This is a genomic window from Cupriavidus sp. 96C5-1 (assembly GCF_057798855.1).
Genome location: NZ_JBYOJU010000004.1, coordinates 244,256 through 262,220, shown reverse-complemented (window position 1 = coordinate 262,220; position 17,965 = coordinate 244,256). Strand labels below are relative to the sequence as shown.

Sequence of the window (17,965 nt, the reverse complement as noted above, 5' to 3'; positions counted from 1 at the left end):
GGGTCAGTCCTCCGTGTTTTCCGTATGCTCCGCGTCCTCCATCCCCTGCCACAGCATGGGGTTGCCACTGCTGCGCGCATAGCCCGCCTCGCCCATCAGCAGGTCGAGCGCCAGGCTGGCGAGATCGTCGGCGACAGGCTCCACCAGCGGGTCTTTCTCCATGTAGCAGATCTTGCGGTAGGTATGGCAGTGATCGCAGGATTCCGCCTTGACCGCGCTATTGCTGGCGTCCTGCTGGTTCGCCCCGGCGCCTTCCACCCCTTCGACGATGTGGTAGCCAATGCCTTCGGTGGATTCGCAGTGGGTGCATTTGACGCGCACCATATGCCATTCGCTGGCGCAAAGCGCGCAATGCAGGTAGCGCAGGCCCTGGTAGCGGCCACCGATGCGCACGATGCTGGCCACCGGCAGCGTGCCGCATACCGGGCACACGCCTGGTACATCCAGGTCCGGCACATCCCGCTCGGCAAGCTGGCTGGCCTGGCTGGTCCAGCTGACCTGCAGCGCGGCCATCAGGAACGGCGCGATGGCGCAGTCCGCCTCGGCGGCGCGTCCGGCGAGCAGCGCCTGCGCCTGCGCATCCAGCGTCTGCGGGGGCAGCGCCGCCAGCCGCGCCAGGGTGGCGGCCACGGCCTCCGGCAGGCCGTCCTGGCGCTCGAGCCGGTTCAGCAGCGCCGCCAGCGCCGCGCGCCAGGCGGGCTGGCCCTGGCCACCAGCGGCAGCCAGGGGCGGCATGCGGTGGGCCTGCGCCAGGCGGATGGCATCCTGGTCGGGAGGGGGCACCGCGAGGGACTGGGCAATGTCGTGCTGGGTCTCGGCCAGGGTGGCCATCAGCTCGAGATAGGCGCCGATCGGATGGCCGCCCGCCAGTTGCCTCAGGCGCTGGGCGCGCGCGAGAAAGGTCTCGGTGCGCAGCGGCAGGCGCAGGCGCGCCAGCGCGACGTGATCGAGCGACTCGATTTCGTGGGGTTGAAGAATCCGCTGCACCATGGCTGGTCCCGACGCCCTTGTCCCCGGTCACGGGTGGGCGCCGCACGGTGCGGGCGGCAGCCGCCGTACGGCGCTACTTGTTGCCTTGCCTGAAGACCTGCCTGAACCAGGCGCGGTGGTGCTTCCAGGCCCATCCGTGGGTGACCGTGCCGCGCGTCATGGCCCGGATCGAGCCCTTGATCCACAGCGCCGCATAGATGTGGACAATGATGCCGCAAATCAGCACGAAGGCGCAAATGGCATGCAGCACCGAAGCGGCGCGCAGCACGCCGATGGAATAATAGCCGGAGAAGTAGACCCGCCAGATCACGATGCCCGTCACCAGCAGCAATAGGACGCAGGCCACCATCACGAAGAACAGCAGTTTCTGGCCGGCGTTGTAGCGCCCGACTTCCGGCAGCGCCTCTTCCCGGTTGTTCAGCACGTCGCCGAGCTTCGACAGCCAGGCGCGGTCGTTGCGGTCAAGCAGGTTGTCGCGCCAGAAGCCCAGCGCCAGCACCGTGAAGGCGACGAACATCACGATACCCAGGAAGGGATGCAGGATGCGCGTCCAGGTGCCGCCGCCGAACAGGTTGCTCAACCAGAACATCGACGGATGGAACAGCGCCAGGCCGGACAGCGCCAGCAGCACGAAGGTGATGGCGACGATCCAGTGGTTGGTGCGCTCGGCGGCCGTATAGCGTTGGATCAGGCCCGGCTTGTCAGCGGATTTCATGGTGTTCCTCCTCACCCAGCGGGCCCGGCGGACGGGTGCCGCGTTCGCGCGCCAGTTCGGCTTCGGCGGCTTCCTCGTCCTCGGGGCCGGTCTCGTTCGGGCCGACCCGGATGTAGTGGAAGAATCCGGCCAGCGCGGTCAGCGCGATGCCGGCCACCGCCAGCGGCTTGGCGAGACCCTTCCACAGGCCGACCAGCGGGCTGATATGCGGGTCGTTCGGCAGGCCGTGATAGAGCGATGGATTGTCCGCGTGGTGCAGCACATACATCACGTGGGTGCCGCCCACGCCGGCGGGGTCATACAGGCCCGCCTTGTCGAAGCCGCGCGACTTCAGGTCCTCGATGCGTTCGGCGGCGTGCTGCTTCATGTCTTCCTTGGTGCCGAAGACGATGGCGCCGGTCGGGCAGGTCTTCACGCAGGCGGGCTCCTGTCCCACCCCGACGCGGTCCGAGCACAGGGTGCATTTGTACGCCTTGCGGTCGACCTTGGAGATGCGCGGGATATTGAACGGGCAGCCGGTCACGCAATAGCCGCAGCCGATGCAATTCTCCTCATTGAAATCGACGATGCCATTGGTGTACTGCACAATGGCCCCGGGCGAGGGGCAGGCCTTCAGGCAGCCGGGGTCGTCGCAGTGCATGCAGCCGTCCTTGCGGATCAGCCATTCCAGGTCGCCCTTGGGGTTCTCGTACTCGCTGAAACGCATCACCGTCCACGACTGGTCGCTGAGATCGGCGGGGTTATCGTAGACACCGGCGTTGTGGCCGACCTCGTCGCGCAGGTCGTTCCACTCCATGCAGGCTGCCTGGCAGGCCTTGCAGCCGATGCATTTGGTGGTATCGATCAGCTTGGCGACGGAGCCCGTCACCGGCGTGCGCACCTGGGTCGGGGGCGTGGTGGTGGCCGAGCGGCGGCGGATGTCGAGAGATTGCAGTGCCATGGCGTTCACCTATGCCTTTTCGACCTTCACCAGGAACGACTTGAATTCGGGGGTCTGCGAGTTGCCGTCGCCCACCACCGGGGTCAGGGTGTTGGTCACGTACCCCGGCTTGGCCAGTCCGGTGAATCCCCAGTGAATCGGGATGCCGACCGTGTGCAGCGTCTTGCCGTCCACCTGGAGCGGTTTGATGCGCTTGGTGACCACCGCCACCGCCTTGATGAAGCCCCGGTTGGAGGACACCTTCACGCGGTCCCCCGCGACCACGCCGATCTCCTTGGCCAGCGCCTCGCCGATTTCGACGAACTGTTCCGGCTGCAGGATGGCGTTGATGCGGGCGTGCTTGGTCCAGCCGTGGAAATGCTCGGTCAGCCGGTAGGACGTGGCGATGTGCGGGAACTGCTCGACCTTGCCCAGCGCGGCCTGGTCGTCCTTGAAGATGCGCGCGGCCGGGTTGTTGGTGGCCTGCGGCTGCTTGGCATTGAGCGGGTTATAGCCGAGCGGCGTTTCGAAGGGTTCATAGTGCTCGGGGAAGGGGCCCTCGGCCATGCCGCCGCGGGCAAAGAAGCGTGCCACGCCTTCCGGGTTCATGATGAAGGGTCCCATGCCGTTGGCCGGATCCTCGTCGGCCTTGAAATCCGGTACGTCGGCGCCGCTCCAGTTGGTGCCGTTCCAGGCGATCAGCTTGCGCGCCGGGTTGAACGGCTTGCCGCTCACATCGCACGAGGCGCGGTTGTACATCACGCGGCGATTGGCCGGCCACGCCCAGGCCCAGTTCAGGGTCTGGCCGATGCCGGTCGGGTCCGCGTTGTCGCGCCGCGCCATCTGGTTGCCCGCCGTGGTCCAGGCGCCGCAGAACAGCCAGCAGCCGCTGGCGGTGCTGCCGTCGTCGCGCAGTTCGGCGAAGCCGGAAAGCTGTTCGCCGGCGCGCCGCGTCACCTTGGTGGCGTCCTTGGGGTCCTTCAGCTCGGTCAGCGCGCGGCCGGAATATTCCTTGGCCAGTTCCTCGGGCGTCGGGCTGGCCGGATTGGCGTAGGGCCACGACAGGTTGACGATGGGATCGGGATACTTGCCGCCGCCGTCCTGGTACAGCTTGCGCAGGCGCAGGAACAGGCCCGACATGATCTCCAGGTCGCTGCGCGCCTCGCCCGGCGGCTCGGCGCCTTTCCAGTGCCATTGGAGCCAGCGCCCGGAGTTGATCAGCGCGCCATCTTCCTCGGCGAAGCAGGTGGTCGGCAGGCGGAACACCTCGGTCTGGATCTTGGCCGGATCGACGTTGTTGATCTCGTCGACATGGCGCCAGAACTCGGAAGTCTCGGTCGCCAGCGGGTCCATGATCACCAGGAACTTGAGCCTGGCCAGGCCGGCGCTGAGCTTGGCCTTGTTCGGCGCGGCCACCAGCGGGTTGAAACCCTGGGCGATATAGCCATTCATCTTGCCCTGGCTCATCAGCTCGATCACCTGCAGCAGGTCGTACGGTTTGTCGAGCTTGGGCAGGTAGTCGTATGCCCACTGGTTGTCGGCGGTGGCGGCGTTGCCCCACCATGCCTTCATCAGGCTGACATGGAATTTGCCGTAGTTCTGCCAGTAGCTGAGCTGGTTGGGCCGCAGCGGCTTGGGCGCGCGATCGGCGATATATTTGCCGTAATCCTGTTCGGCCTCGTTCGGCAGGGTCAGGTAGCCGGGCAGCAGGTTCGACAGCAGCCCCAGATCGGTCAGGCCCTGGATGTTGGAATGTCCGCGCAGCGCATTCATGCCGCCGCCCGCGATGCCGATGTTGCCCAGCAGCAATTGCACCATGGCCCCGGTGCGGATGATCTGCGAGCCGATCGAGTGCTGTGTCCAGCCAAGCGCGTACATGATGGTCATGGCGCGCGTCGGCGTGGCGGTCGAGGCCAGCATCTCGCACACGGCCTGGAACTTGTCCCTGGGCGAGCCGCACACCCGTTCCACCATCTCGGGCGTATAGCGCGCGTAATGCTGCTTGAGCAGGTTGTAGACGCAGCGCGGATGGGTCAGCGTGGGATCGGTCTTGACGAAGCCGTCGTCCCCTTTTTCGTAGTCCCAGGTGGACTTGTCGTACTTGCGCGCGGCGGCGTCGTAGCCGGAGAAGATGCCCTGGTCGAAGGTGAAGTCCTCGCGCACGATAAAGGTGAAGTCGGTGTAGTTCTTCACGTACTCGTGCTGGATCTTGTCCTGGCTCAGCAGGTAGTGGATCACCCCGCCCAGGAATACGATGTCGCTGCCGGTGCGGATCGGCACATACAGGTCCGCCACCGATGCCGAGCGCGTAAAGCGCGGATCGACCACGATCAGGCGGGCCTTGTTGTGCGCCTTGGCCTCCGTGACCCACTTGAATCCGCACGGGTGCGCCTCGGCCGCATTGCCGCCCATGATCAGGATGACATCCGCGTTCTTGATGTCGACCCAGTGATTCGTCATCGCACCGCGGCCAAACGTCGGGGCAAGACCTGCCACCGTCGGACCGTGTCAGACACGCGCCTGGTTGTCGAACGCCAGCATCCCCATGCTGCGGATCGTCTTGTGGGTCAGGTAGCCAACCTCGTTGCTGCTGGCGGAGGCCGCCAGCATGCCGGTGGTCAGCCATCGATTGACGGTCTTGCCGTCGGCGGTCTTCTCGACGAAGTTGGCGTCGCGGTCTTCCTTCATGCGCTTCGCGATGCGGTCGAGCGCGTCATCCCACGACAGGCGCTGCCACCGGTCCGATCCGGGGGCGCGATACTCGGGGTACTTCAGCCGGCTGGGGCTGTGGATGAAGTCGATCAGGGCCGCGCCCTTGGGGCAGAGCGTGCCGCGGTTGACCGGATGGTCGGCATCGCCCTCGATGTGGATGATGCTGGCCTTGGCGTTCTTCGCGCCGTCGCCCAGGCTGTACATCAGGATGCCGCAGGCGACCGAGCAGTACGGGCAGGTATTGCGGGTTTCGGTGGCGCGGGCCAGCTTGTAGGCGCGCACCTCGGCCAGCGCCGGGCCGGGGGAGAATCCCATCAGCGCAAGACTGGAGCCCGCGAGGGACACTCCGGTAATCTTGAGAAACTGACGGCGGTTCATCGTGACCATGGGGATACCTCCTCGGCATGGCGACAATTTCGGGGGAACTGCTGTCCAGTATAGGACACCCGGGGAAGCAAACTGCATACCCGTCAGGAAGGGGAGCGGCGCCAGGCGCCGGTGACAGCGCCGCCCGCCGGGCGGGCGTGGCGCCGCGCCGCATGGTGCAATGCGGGATGCGGCCGGCATGCCATCCCGCGCCCGGCTCAGGCGGCGGCGCGCCTTGCCCGAGCGGGCGTCCACAGCGCGCCCGCATAGAACTCGGGGCCGAAATCGGCCGGCACGTCACCGCGGATGCGCTGCTGGTGCAGCGGCAGGTCGGCCAGCAGCAGGTCGCGGCTGATGCGCGCTACCGTGCCGGGAATATCGCGGCGCATGCTCGGCACGTCGCCCAGCGGCACGCCGACGCTGGCGAAGCCGGCCGGGTTGTGCACGTGGATGTCGCGCAGCCACGGCGCGGCGCCGGGCGTCTTCTCCAGGTATTCGAGGCCGGCGCCGAGATAGGGCGAGGCCGCCAGCTCGTCGTCGCGCGCATCCGCCGGCGGCTGGTAGCGCTCGCGCCAGCGCAGGATGTGCGGCGCTATGTCTGCCAGCTCGGGCCGTGCCGACGGATCGACCAGGTAGCCGGTGCCTGCAATCGCAAAGTCGAAGCGCAGCGTCTCGCCCTGTACCTCGGTGACGATGCGGCCAGCCTCCACTTCGGCGGCGCACAGCGCCGTGCCCAGGTGCAGATGGAACTGCGGGAACCTGAGCACCCGCTCAACCGAATCCGCCGGCGGCGTGGAGCCGGCGCGGCGGTAGCGGATGGCCTGCTCCCAGCGCGTGGCGTCGGGCAGGGCATGGTAGTTGTCGTAGAGGCCGGGATAGGCGCGCACCCGCGAGACCGGCGTGGCGGCGATATGGCCGCGGCGCGCGAACAGGTGCACGGCCGCGGCGCCGGACTCCAGCGCCACGGCGGCGGCGTCGAAGGCCGAGGCGGCGGCGCCCAGCACTGCGACCGTCTTGCCGCGCAGTGCGTCGAAGTCGATGGCATCGGCGGTATGGGCTGCCAGCCCGGCGGCCACGGCCTGCGACAGGACGGCTGGCACGAACGGGGCCCCGTTGCCCGCCACGCCATTGGCCAGGATGATCTTGCGCGCGGTTTCGACGCGCGCCTCCCCGTTGGCTTCCACATGCAGGCGGAAGTGCGGCACCACGCCGCCGGTGACGGGCTCTATGCGCAGGACCCGCGTGCCGTAGCGCACCTGGACGCCGAGGAAGCCGCGGTACCAGTCCAGGTAATCGGCCCAGGCGAGGCGGGGAATGCGGTCGATCGCGGCGTAGGCCGCGGCGCCGTGCCGCGCTTCGTACCAGGCCTGGAAGCCCAGTGCCGGTAGGCCGAGTTCAGGCCCGATCAGGTTCTTGGGCGTGCGCAGCTTCTGCATGCGGGCGCGGGTGCGCCACACGCCGGCTTGCGAGCCGTCGGGCGCGGCATCCAGCACGGTGACGCGGCCTATGCCCGCGCGGCGCAGCGCGAAGGCATAGGCACTGCCGCTCTGGCCGCCGCCGACAATGGCTACGTTGTGATCGATGCCGGGGTGGTCGGGCACCCAGTTGTCGGGCGCGGGGCCGAGCAGGCGCAGGGTTTCACGCGCGAGGAAATCGGGATCGGACGCGGGAGTGGCGTGGGCAAGGGTGGACGTAGTGGTCATGCGGTGGCGGCAATGGTTGGTGCGACGGGTTTGGCGGCAGCGGTGTCCGCGCTCCGGGCCGGATGCGCGGGGCGCTTGAGGCCAAGGTGCTCGCGCAGCGTGCTGCCCGAGTACTCGGTGCGGAACAGGCCCCGGCGCCGCAATTCCGGCAGCACCAGCTCGATGAAATCGGTCAGCCCGCCCGGCAGCAACGGCGACATGACGTTGTAGCCATCCGCGCCATATTTCCGGAAGCGTTCTTCGAGCTGGTCCGCAATCTGCACGGGCGTGCCGACCAGTTGCCAGTGGCCGCGCGCCCCGGCGACGCGCTGGTAAAGCTGGCGGATGGTCAGGTTCTCGCGCCGCGCCAGGTCGATCACCAGGCGCTGGCGGCTCTTGCTGGCGTTGGTTTCGGGCAGCTCGGGAATCGGGCCATCGAGCGGGTAGCCGGACAGGTCGAAGCCGCCGCTCAGTCCCGACACCAGCGCAAGGCCGACCACCGGGTCGATCAGCGCTTGCAGCTGCTCGAACTTCTCCCTGGCTTCGCCCTCGCTTTGCGCCACCACGGGAAACACGCCGGGCAGGATCTTCAGGTCATCGGCATCGCGTCCGTACCTGGCAAGGCGGCCCTTGACGTCGGCGTAGAACGCCACCGCGTCTTCCACGGTCTGCTGGGCGGTGAACACGGCTTCGCCGGTGCGCGCGGCGAGTTCCTTGCCGGCTTCGGACGAGCCGGCCTGTACCACCACGGGATGGCCCTGCGGCGTGCGCGAAACGTTGAGCGGCCCCTGCACCGAGAAGTGCTTGCCCTTGTGGCGCAGCACGTGGCGCCGGGCGGGATCGTAATAGCGTCCGCTGGCCTTGTCGCGCAGGAAGGCATCGTCCTCCCAGCTGTTCCACAGGCCGGTGACCACGTCGGCGAATTCGGCGGCGCGTTCGTAGCGCTGGGCATGCGCGAAATGGTGGTCGCGGTTGAAGTTGCGCGCTTCATGCTCGTTGGACGAGGTGACCAGGTTCCAGCCGGCGCGGCCGCCCGAGATATGGTCGAGCGAGGCGAACTTGCGCGCCACGTGGTAGGGCTCGTTGAAGCTGGTGGACGCGGTGCCGACCAGGCCGATGCGATCGGTCACCGCGGCCAGCGCAGACAGCAGGGTGATCGGTTCGAACTGCGCCTGGTAGCTGTGCGCGGTGCGGCTCAGGAATTCGACATCGCCGCCGCGCGTGCCCACGCCGTCGGCCAGGAAGATCAGGTCGAATTTCGCCGCCTCGGCGGCCTGCGCCAGTGCTACGTAGTGCTTGAAGTCGATGCCCGCGTCGGCCTTGGCGTCGGGATGGCGCCAGGCGGCGATGTGGTGGCCGCTGGGGTAGAGGAAGGCTCCCAGGCTGAGGAAGCCATTGCGTTGTGCCATGGTTGCGTGTCTCGCTATGTTGCGTGCCTGTTGACGGTTGCTTGTGGCGCCACCGGGATGTCAGGCGGCTTTGCGCGGGCCCAGCCGGCCTTGCGGCCGTGCCAGTCCAAGGTGCTCGCGCAAGGTGCGGCCTTCGTACCCGGTGCGGAAAATGCCGCGCCGCTGCAGGATCGGCACCACGCCGTCGACGAAATCCTGCAACCCGTCGGGCAGCGCGTCCGGCATCAGGTTGAAGCCGTCGGCGGCGCCGTGGCGGAACCAGTGCTCGATATCGTCGGCGATCTGCTCGGGCGTGCCGACGATCACGCGGTGCCCGCCGCCGCCCGCCAGTTCGCGGATGAGTGCGCGCACGGTGTAGCCGTGGCGCCGCGCCAGCGCGAGCGTGGCGTTGAAGAAGGTGTGGTTGCCATTGCCATTGGCGGGCAGGGCGAGGTTTTCCGGCAGCCGCTCGTCCAGCGCCAGGCGCTCGGGCGTGATGCCGAGGATGCCGGCGAGCCGCGCCAGGCTGTAGTCCCACGGGATCAGGTCGACCAGTTCGTCGCGGCGCTTGCGCGCCTGCGCTTCGGTGGCGCCGATGATGGTGGTCAGGCCGGCCAGCACCTGCACGGCGTCGGGGCCGCGCCCCAGGGCCTGCGCGCGGGATTTCAGCTCGCGCCCGTAAGCCAGCGATTCATCGAACGACTGCGAAGCCGAGAACACGGCCTCCGCGTGGCGCGCGGCAAGTTCGCGCCCATCGGCGGAGCCGCCGGCCTGCACCACCACCGGGTGGCCTTGCGGCGAGCGCGGCAGGTTGAGCGGCCCTTGCACATGGAAGTGCTCGCCATGGTGCGAGATCGGCTGCACCTTGGCAGGATCGACAAAGCGCCCCCCGGCCTTGTCGCCGAGAAAAGCATCGTCCTCCCAGCTGTCCCACAGCGCCTTGACCACGGCGGTGAACTCGGACGCGCGCGCATAGCGCTGCGCGTGATCCGGCACGGTTTCGCGCCCGAAGTTGCGCGCCGATGGCAGGTCGGCGGTGGTCACCACGTTCCAGCCGGCGCGCCCGGCGCTCACATGGTCCAGCGTGGCAAACCGCCGTGCAATGTTATAGGGCTCGTTGTAGCTGGTGGAGGCGGTGCCGATCAGGCCGATATGCGTGGTCGCCGCCGCGATGCTGGCCAGCAGCACGGTCGGCTCCAGCGCGGTGATCGGACGGAAGTGGATCTGGTCGACGATGGCGGCATTGTCCGCCAGGAACACCGCATCGAGCTTGCCCGCCTCGGCGATCTGCGCCACGCGGATGTAGTGGCGCACATCGGCAAAGGCGGAGGGGTCGCTCTGTGCCAGCCGCCAGGCCGACGGTACGAAGCCCGAATGCAGGATGTTGACATTGAGGTGAAGCTGGCGCGGCGGCCTGGATGCACTGCTGGATGTACTCATTGGAATGTCCCCGGCTCCGGATGGCCTTCGCCGAGCACCCAGCGGCCGACAGTGCGGGTCTTGTACTCGGCGGGGTTGTGCAGCGTGTGGATGCGGGCATTGCGCCAGAAGCGGTCCAGCCCGAGCTTGCGCACGGCGGAGCGTGCGCCCGTGAGCTCGAAGATTTCGCTGGAGACCTGCAGCGCGGCTTCGCCGGCCAGCACATTGGCGGCCGCGATCGCTACCGCCGCCTCGCCGCGTTCCTCGGCGCTCAGCGCTTCCCCGCGCGCCGCGACCTTGTCCAGCGCGGCCAGCGCCCGGTCCGCCAGCGCCGTTGCCGCCTGAGTGCGGACCCACAGTTCGCCATACTGGCGGCGCACCCACGGGTCGTCCGTGTGCCGCTCCACGCCAGAGTGGACCCACGGGCGCGACTGGTGCACGGTGTATTCGCGGCCCGCGCGCAGGGCGCCCTGCGCCGTGCCGATAAACACATTGAGCAGCACGCTCTGCTGCTGCAGCGGCGTGACCGAGCGGTAGGGCTCGGCTGGCGCGCCGGCGGGATTGAGCGGCACCGGCTGGCCCAGCACTTCGCTCTGGTGCACGCGCACGCCGCGATAGCTGACGCGGCCGCTGCCGGTCTGGCGCTGGCCGATGCCGTCCCAGTCGTCCTCGATCGCGATGCCTTCGCGGTTGGCGGGAATCGCGGCAAAGCGCCGCTCGCCGCTGTCCGCGTCCTCCCAGGCAATCGCCAGGAAGTCGGCAACGTGCGAGCCGGATGTGAAGGGCCGGAAGCCGTCCAGCACGAACCACTCGCCATCGCGCCGGCCAAACAGGCTTTTGGAGAAACTGTTCGACGTATTGCCCCAGAACCAGTTTCCCTCGGCGGAGCGCCGCCACAGGCTCGCCGTCTGCTCCGGCGCCTTGCGCAGGCGCGGGCTCAGCAGGCTGCTGTAGTGATAGCCGAACAGGTGGCCAAGCGAGCCGTCCACCTGCGCGAACAGGCGCACGATGCGCAGCACGGTCGACCAGGTCTCGCCCTGCCCGCCATGCTCGCGCGGCAGCAGTAGCGTGAGCAGGCCGTTTTCCTTGAGCAGGCGGATCTGTTCCACCGGCCTGCCGCCGGCCTGGTCGCGCGCGACGGCATCCTCGGCGAAGCGCTCGCGCAGCGCCACGGCGCGGGCGATGAAGGGGTTGCTGGTGTCAGGCTCGAACAGCGCGGGCGCGGTATCGGCCTGTGCCTGGAGATAAGCGGCGTTGGCGGTCATGGCGTGGCGTGGATTGGAGAGCCTCAATGCACCTTGGCAAAACCGTGGCGCCCGGCCAGCAGTTCCAGGATGCGGCGGCTGTCGGTGACAAAGCGCACCTCGCCCGCCGCCTGCACGTCGGCGGGCGCCGGCGCATGGTCGCCCAGGACCAGCGCGGGCAGGTCCTGGTGCGCTTCACCGAGTACCGCGATCACGTCCCGGCGAGGGCGCTCGAAGGGCACACGCGTAATGTCCAGGCGTGCGGCCAGTTCGGGCGCCGAAGCCAGCAAGCCTTCTATGGGCAGGCCATGCGGGCAGACAAAACGGTCTTCGGGATGCTTGGGGTCGATGAATCCGGGTTGCAGCAGGAACAGTCGGTCGCGGCTCATGAGGATTGACGGTGATGGTGACGGTGATGGAGTTGGATCGGTAGCGCTAGTGCTAGCGTTAGCGGTAGACGGCAGGCGAGGGGAACTCTCCTGTGAGCAGCCACGTGCCCACCGTGCGTTTCTTGTACTCCGCCGGGTTGTGCAGGGTGTGAGTGCGCACGTTGCGCCAGAAGCGGTCGAAGCCGTTGGCGGTGGTGGCCGAGCGCGCGCCCATCACCTCGAAGATTTCGCTCGACACGGCCAGGCCGGTCTCGCCCGCGTACAGGTTTGCCGTGGCGATGTCGATCGCTGCGCGCCCGCGCTGCTCCGGCGTCAGCGCCGGGCCATGGCGGTAGATCGCGTCCAGGCTGCGCGCCGCCTGGTCGGCCAGTTCGGCGGCCGCCAGCGTGCGGATGGCGAGTTCGCCGTACTTGCGCTGGACCCATGGATCGTCGACATGGCGCGCCACGCCGGCATGGATCCACGGGCGCGACAGCGTGGCGGTATAGGCGCGGCCTTCGTCGAGCGCGCCCTGCGCAGTGCCGACGAACACATTGAGCAGCACGCTCTGCTGCAGCAGCGTGACCAGCGAGGCAAAGGGCGTCAGCGGATCGTCGGGCCGGCCCAGGAGTTCATCGTCGCGTACCAGCACGCCGTTGAACGTCACGGTGCCGCTGCCGGTCTGGCGCTGGCCGATGCCGTCCCAGTCGTCCTCGATCACGATGCCTGCCCGCTCGGCCGGGATCACGCCCGTCAGCCGCTGGCCGAGTTCGTTTTCCCAGGCGACCTGGATCGTGTCGGCCACATGGGTGCCGCTGGAGAAGGGCCGGAATCCCGCGAGCACCCAGCCGTCGTTGCCCGGCGAGCGCCGCGCGCTGGAGGTCTTCGACAACACGTTGCCCGAATTGCTCCACAGCCACTGCCGTTCGGCTGCGGTGGAAAACAGGCGTTCCTTCTGTTCCGGCGTGCCACGTGCCAGCACGCTATGTATCGGCAGATGGTGGTAGCCAAACAGGTGCGCCAGCGAGCCGTCGGTACGTGCGAATTCCCGCACCACGCGCAGCAGCGAGAGCCATGAAGCGCCACCGCCGCCGTAGGCGGCGGGAATCCCCGCCGACAGCAGGCCGCTTTCCTTCAGCAGGCGAATCTGTTTGATGGGACGGCCGCCGGCCTTGTCGCGGGCGACGGCATCGGTATGGAAGGCCTCGCGCAGCACCACTGCGCGGGCGACGAAGGGATCGGTCGGATCCGGGCCGAAGGAAGGCATGCGATCTCTGGCGAAGTGGCCCGGCGACGGTTCGCCGGTCCATGCTGGTTGGGCCTGGCGCGCCTGAGGGGCGGGTGCGGCCCGTAGGCCGGCAATGTCCCTGGCAGGCGCCGCGTTGTGTTCTCGTTGCAGCACTGGGGACACGATAAGACAAGCCGGCCGCGCTACCAACGAAGCAAAGCGCGCTTGCATATCCATTTTTTATGGGCGCTTCTTCCCCGCCTGTGGGAGATGGGAACGCATTGCCGTTTATCCGGTGATGCGCTTTTCCGTCAAAGCGCCGCGCCCGTATACCCCTCGCCCTTCCACTCGATAAAGCAAAGTCCGTGTCCGAACGGGTCCGACAGCATGGCTTGCCGGCCCCACTCGAAATCCTGCGGCCAGTCCTCCAGCTCGGCACCGGCATCCAGCGCCCGCTCGATCGCGCTTTCCAGGTCCTCCACCACAAAATCAAGATGCACCGGCGTCCAGTGCCGGCGATAGTCGCGCCGTCCGTCGGCGCGCTTGCTGGGCGAACTGCCGTGCGCCTTGGCCAGCAGATAGATCGGTGCGTTGCCGCCGAGCATCTCCGCCACGGAGCCGCCGAACAGCCGTCGCGCAAGCCGCAGCCCTAGGCCGTGCTGGTAGAAGCCGATACCGCGAGCAAGGTCGTCGACATCGATATTGATCAGCAATTGCATGGCAGCCTCCTGTTTGGGGGGACGGTGACCGCCCCGGTGAGGGCGGGATTGTGCGCCGGGGCTCCTGACAAATGCTGTCAGGAGTGTTGCAGCCGGCGCCCGCACGCCAGGAGGCAGAGACCGGATCAGCCGCGCATCGCGGCCAGCATCGAACCCACCACCGGCACCAGCGCATCGCCGAGCGCGATATGGGCATCGGCGTCCAGGTGCACGCCGTCCACCTCGCTGCTGCGGATCACCGTGCCGGTATCGAACAGCGCGCAGCCACGCGCATGGCAGACTTCCCCGAAGGCCTGCGCCAGCCCCGCGCATTTGTGCTCGCCGCCCGCGAACTTCGGCGCCAGCGGCCCGCGCGGCGTGGTGATCGGCGGTGGCACCAGCACCAGCACCGGCGGCGACGGCATGCCGGGTTCGATGGGCGCGGCGCGGATGGTGTCCAGCAGGGCGCCGATGCCCTGCGCGGCGTGCCAGGCATTGTGCGGGTGCATGGACTGGAAATCGTTGCTGCCCAGCATCAGGATCACCAGTGCCAGCGGCGAGTGCATTTCCATGCGCTGCGCCAGCCCCTGGATGCCGTTGCGGCCGGGTTTGAACGGGTCGTCCCAGACTGTGCGCCGGCCGTTGAGGCAGTCTTCCAGTATGCGCACCGGGCGCTGGACCGTGCCCGCGTTGAGGGCCAGCTCCAGCCGGCCGGGCCAGCGAATCGGCCAAGGCAGGCGCTGCCGCGTTCCCGGGACGATGCCCCAGGACAGCGAGTCGGCGTAGACCAGCACCTGCAGCGGGTCGGTGGCGGGAAGGGCGGCGGGAGGGACAGCGAGCGGCGGCAGATCGCTCATGGGCGGGCTCCGGGAACGCGTGGGCAGGGGGCCGCGGCAAGGGAGGGCGAGGACTGGCGGCACAGAACGTTTTGCCGAGAACCTTGTCGCAGAAACCTTCATAATATCGGCTAACGATAGATAGGGAGAAAAAGTTGCGTTTCGAGCACCTTGTGGAGATCAACGATCCACGCAATATCCAGTTGGACACGCTGACGCCGGAGCAACTGTGGCAGGGACTGGTGCTGCGCAGTGCCGAGCCCGAGCTGTTCGTCATGGGCCTGGACCGCGCGGAAGTGCTGGAGCGGGGCGACGACTGGGTCGAGCGCGAGCTGCATTTCGGCAAGGCAACGATCCGCGACCGCGTCGTCTTCGAGGCACGCCGCGTGGTGCGCTACGAAACCGCAGCCACCACCGATCACGCGGGCGGCACGCTGACCATGGCGATCGAGACGCCGGGGCCTGGCGCGCTGTTGCTGCGTTTCACCTACGAGACCACCATGCCGGCGATCGACGACAGCGGCGACGACCGCTACGCCGAGATCGTCAAGTCGGCCTATCACGAGGCCGACCTCGACACCGTGCGCAAGATCCGCGAACTGGCAGCCCTCGGGCGTCTGGGGTGAGCGCGCAGCCCTCGCCGCCTGCCGCCGGCAGGCTGTCGGGCGCGCCTACGCGGGCATCGCTGCGGGCGCGCTATGGCAGCCGGCTGCGCTGGCTGGTGCTGCTGACGCTGATGCTCGGCACGGTTTCGTCCATCGTGTCGTCGACCATCGTCAATGTGGCCATTCCGGACCTGAGCCGGCATTTCGTGCTGGGACAGGAGCGTGCGCAGTGGGTGGCGGCCAGCTTCATGATCGCCATGACGCTGTCGATGCTGCTGACGCCCTGGCTGCTCAACCGCTATGGCCTGCGCCGCACCTTCATGGGCAGCCTGCTGCTGCTGGGCGCGGGCGGGCTGGTTGGCGGATTCTCGCCGACCTATGGCGTCATGATCGCCATGCGGGCGGCCGAGGGCATAGCCGCGGGGATCCTGCAGCCGCTGCCGAACATCCTGATCCTGCGGGTGTTCGAGGAGCGCGAGCAGGGCAAGGCGATCAGCCTGTTCGGCTTCGGCGTGGTGCTGGCGCCGGCGCTGGGCCCGAGCCTGGGCGGCTTCCTGGTGGAAGCCTTCGGCTGGCGCTCGATCTTCTTCGTGGTGGTGCCGCTGACGCTGATCGGCCTGTGGATGGCGCGGCGCTTCATGGCGGTCGATTCGGCCATGATGGGCGAGCGCAAGCCGCTGGACTGGCAGGGCCTGGGGCTGGCCGGCATCGCCACCGTCAGCCTGCTCAACGGCCTGGTGCAGCTGCGCGAGAGCGTGCCGGCCGGGCTGGCGCTGGCGGGCTTCGGGGTGCTGATGCTGGTGGTGTTCGTGCTATGGCAATTGCGCGCGGCGAATCCGCTGATGAACATGCGCCTGTACAGCTATCGGCAGTTCGCCGCCGGGGCGGTGGTGGCCTTTATCTATGGCGCGGGGCTGTTCGGGTCCACCTACCTGCTGCCGGTCTATATGCAGATGGCGCTGGCCTATACGCCGTCGCGCGCCGGCCTGGTGCTGCTGCCGGCCGGGCTGGCGCTGGCCTTTACCATTGCCGCGGCGGGGCGCCTGACCAATCGCATCGCGCCGCACCGGCAGGTGTCGTTCGGCCTGGCGCTGCTGGCGGCTTCCTTCCTGCTGATGGCAATGGGATCGCAGGCCACGCCGTACCTGCTGCTGGTGGCGTTTGCCATCCTGGGCCGTATCGGGCTGGGCTGTATCCTGCCTTCGCTGACCCTGGGGGCGATGCGCGGCGTGGATTATTCGCTGATCGCGCAGGGCTCCAGCTGCATCAATTTCCTGCGGCAACTGGGGGGTGCCATCGGCGTGAGCCTGGCCGGCGTGGGCCTGCAATGGCGGCTGGCGGCGCAGGGCGCCGTGCTCGGCCCGCAGGGCGATGCCGCCGCCCGCATCCGCGCCTTCGACGAGACCTTCCTGGCGGTGGGACTGGTCATCGCCACCGCCATCCTGGCGGCCTGGCGGATCCGGCCACGGGCGCTGCCGGCGGACGCGGCCTAGGCGGCGTGCGGGGCACATGCCCCGGGGCGTGCTTCAGGCGGTGACGCCGCTGCGCAGTTCCTCGACCAGGGCGACGTACTTGTCCATCGCGTCTTCCTGGCTGGTGCCCTTCAGGGTTTCCCAGGCTTCGAACTTGTAGCGGCCGACGAAATCGGTCATGCCCGGCTTGCTGCCATGGGCGTCGCCCTCGCTGCCTTGCTTGAACAGCGCGTAGAGGCGCAGCAGGGTCATATTGCTGGGGCGCTCGGTCAGTTGCTTGACGTCGAGCTGGGCTTGGGCGAAGCGTGCCTGCAGGTCGCTCATGGGATTCTCCTGGATGAAAGAGGGAAAGCTGGGGGAGCCTTCGTGATGCGGTGGGATCAAAAATGCCTGGCTGCACGGATGATAGCGCCCGCCACCGTGCGTTTGAGGCGAAAGAAACCGAAGAAGGCTTCAGTCCGCGGCGCGGCGCTCGCGCTGGGTGTGGCGCCCGCGGTGGCCCCGACGCGTGCCAGTTCAGCTTTTCAGGCCGCTCCGGATACAATCTCGCCATGTCCTGGATTCTTGCAGTTGAAACCTCCACCGAGTGGTGTTCCGTCGCGCTCGGGCGCATCGCCAATGGCGGCGCCCTAGAGTGCCTGGTTCGTCATGAACACACCGGCCCGCGTTCTTCCGCCCGCGTGCTGCCGGCCGCCGGCGAGTTGCTGGCCGAGGCCGGCATTGCCTTGTCGGATTGTGCCGCCATCGCCTTTGGCGCCGGTCCCGGCTCCTTCACGGGCCTGCGTACCGCCTGTGGCGTGGCCCAGGGCCTGGCCTTCGGGGCCGGCCTGCCGGTGGTTCCCGTCAATTCCCTGATGGCTTGCGCCGAACGCGTGCGCCTGGGCGGGGAGGGCATTCCCGCGCTGCCGCCCGGGGTGTCGGTGCTGGTCGCCCTGGACGCCCGCATGGACGAAGCCTATGCCGGGGCCTTCCGCTGGGATGCCGCGGCGGGCGAGTGGCAGGCGGCGACGGCCATGCAGGTTTGCGCGCCGGAGGCGGTCAGCCAGCCGTCCGCTCCGTTCTGGCTGGCGGGCAATGCCGCGGCCGTTTTCGGCGAGCGCCTGAAGGCCACGGCCCTGGCGCTGCACAGCGTGCCCGATGCCTTGCCTGCCGCGCCCGCCCTGGTGTCGATTGCCCTGCGCGCGCTGGCGCGCAATGAAACCGTCGCGCCGGAAGATGCCATGCCGATCTACCTGCGCGACAAGGTCGCCCAGACCATCGCCGAGCGCCAGGCCGTGGCGGAGCAGCGCGCATCGCTCGCCGCGGCGGGAGAGCGGCCATGAG

16 protein-coding genes are annotated in these 17,965 nt (G+C 68.3%); 3 read left to right on the top strand and 13 right to left on the bottom strand.

From position 1 onward, the window contains the following. Positions 1-3: 3 nt before the first annotated feature. The 12 genes from fdhE to AC3FOF_RS07785 form a co-directional block, all read right to left on the bottom strand. Positions 4-990: a formate dehydrogenase accessory protein FdhE gene (gene fdhE / locus AC3FOF_RS07840; RefSeq protein WP_488726231.1), complete on the bottom strand. Its 987-nt coding sequence runs from the start codon at positions 988-990 to the stop codon at positions 4-6. 73 nt (positions 991-1,063) lie between these two features. Next, a complete protein-coding gene (locus AC3FOF_RS07835; RefSeq protein WP_017230721.1) occupies positions 1,064-1,705 on the bottom strand; it encodes a formate dehydrogenase subunit gamma in 642 nt (213 codons plus the stop codon). Continuing rightward, complete coding sequence (gene fdxH, locus AC3FOF_RS07830) at positions 1,692-2,645, bottom strand: formate dehydrogenase subunit beta (RefSeq protein ID WP_051078629.1); 954 nt, start codon at positions 2,643-2,645, stop codon at positions 1,692-1,694. Before fdxH ends, AC3FOF_RS07835 begins: the two co-directional genes overlap by 14 nt. Before the next feature lie 9 nt (positions 2,646-2,654). Beyond that, positions 2,655-5,723 carry a formate dehydrogenase-N subunit alpha gene (fdnG, locus tag AC3FOF_RS07825; protein WP_488726230.1) on the bottom strand — a complete coding sequence of 1,023 codons (3,069 nt, stop codon included), beginning with the start codon at positions 5,721-5,723 and terminating at the stop codon, positions 2,655-2,657. Positions 5,724-5,920: 197 nt separating this feature from the next. Continuing rightward, positions 5,921-7,405, bottom strand: coding sequence for a SidA/IucD/PvdA family monooxygenase (locus tag AC3FOF_RS07820; protein ID WP_488726229.1), 1,485 nt, complete (start codon positions 7,403-7,405; stop codon positions 5,921-5,923). Continuing rightward, on the bottom strand, positions 7,402-8,793 hold the full coding sequence (locus tag AC3FOF_RS07815) for an LLM class flavin-dependent oxidoreductase (RefSeq protein ID WP_017226849.1): 1,392 nt from the start codon (positions 8,791-8,793) through the stop codon (positions 7,402-7,404). The genes AC3FOF_RS07820 and AC3FOF_RS07815 overlap by 4 nt, the downstream gene beginning before the upstream one ends. Before the next feature lie 60 nt (positions 8,794-8,853). Continuing rightward, positions 8,854-10,212: an LLM class flavin-dependent oxidoreductase gene (locus tag AC3FOF_RS07810; protein ID WP_488726228.1), complete on the bottom strand. Its 1,359-nt coding sequence runs from the start codon at positions 10,210-10,212 to the stop codon at positions 8,854-8,856. Continuing rightward, positions 10,209-11,456: an acyl-CoA dehydrogenase family protein gene (locus tag AC3FOF_RS07805; RefSeq protein ID WP_488726227.1), complete on the bottom strand. Its 1,248-nt coding sequence runs from the start codon at positions 11,454-11,456 to the stop codon at positions 10,209-10,211. The genes AC3FOF_RS07810 and AC3FOF_RS07805 overlap by 4 nt, the downstream gene beginning before the upstream one ends. 23 nt (positions 11,457-11,479) lie before the next feature. After that, positions 11,480-11,824 (bottom strand): DUF3088 domain-containing protein, encoded by a 345-nt coding sequence (locus AC3FOF_RS07800; RefSeq protein WP_488726226.1) that lies wholly within the window; start codon positions 11,822-11,824, stop codon positions 11,480-11,482. A 58-nt stretch (positions 11,825-11,882) separates the two neighbouring features. Beyond that, a complete protein-coding gene (locus AC3FOF_RS07795; protein ID WP_488726225.1) occupies positions 11,883-13,070 on the bottom strand; it encodes an acyl-CoA dehydrogenase family protein in 1,188 nt (395 codons plus the stop codon). A 272-nt stretch (positions 13,071-13,342) separates the two neighbouring features. Beyond that, entirely contained in the window at positions 13,343-13,750 is a 408-nt protein-coding gene (locus AC3FOF_RS07790; RefSeq protein WP_488726224.1) for a VOC family protein, read from the bottom strand. Positions 13,751-13,875: 125 nt separating this feature from the next. After that, complete coding sequence (locus AC3FOF_RS07785; protein ID WP_488726223.1) at positions 13,876-14,586, bottom strand: SGNH/GDSL hydrolase family protein; 711 nt, start codon at positions 14,584-14,586, stop codon at positions 13,876-13,878. A gap of 134 nt (positions 14,587-14,720) precedes the next feature. Here AC3FOF_RS07785 and AC3FOF_RS07780 point away from each other — a divergent pair, with 134 nt between their 5' ends. Both AC3FOF_RS07780 and AC3FOF_RS07775 read left to right on the top strand, forming a co-directional pair. After that, complete coding sequence (locus tag AC3FOF_RS07780) at positions 14,721-15,191, top strand: SRPBCC family protein (RefSeq protein WP_017229229.1); 471 nt, start codon at positions 14,721-14,723, stop codon at positions 15,189-15,191. Then, positions 15,188-16,663 carry a DHA2 family efflux MFS transporter permease subunit gene (locus AC3FOF_RS07775; protein WP_488726222.1) on the top strand — a complete coding sequence of 492 codons (1,476 nt, stop codon included), beginning with the start codon at positions 15,188-15,190 and terminating at the stop codon, positions 16,661-16,663. Before AC3FOF_RS07780 ends, AC3FOF_RS07775 begins: the two co-directional genes overlap by 4 nt. Before the next feature lie 33 nt (positions 16,664-16,696). Here the strand turns inward: AC3FOF_RS07775 and AC3FOF_RS07770 are convergent, their stop codons facing one another. Further along, positions 16,697-16,966, bottom strand: coding sequence for an acyl-CoA-binding protein (locus tag AC3FOF_RS07770; RefSeq protein WP_488726221.1), 270 nt, complete (start codon positions 16,964-16,966; stop codon positions 16,697-16,699). 227 nt (positions 16,967-17,193) lie between these two features. Here AC3FOF_RS07770 and tsaB point away from each other — a divergent pair, with 227 nt between their 5' ends. After that, entirely contained in the window at positions 17,194-17,964 is a 771-nt protein-coding gene (gene tsaB, locus AC3FOF_RS07765) for a tRNA (adenosine(37)-N6)-threonylcarbamoyltransferase complex dimerization subunit type 1 TsaB (protein WP_276269387.1), read from the top strand. The last annotated feature ends 1 nt before the right edge of the window (position 17,965 follow it).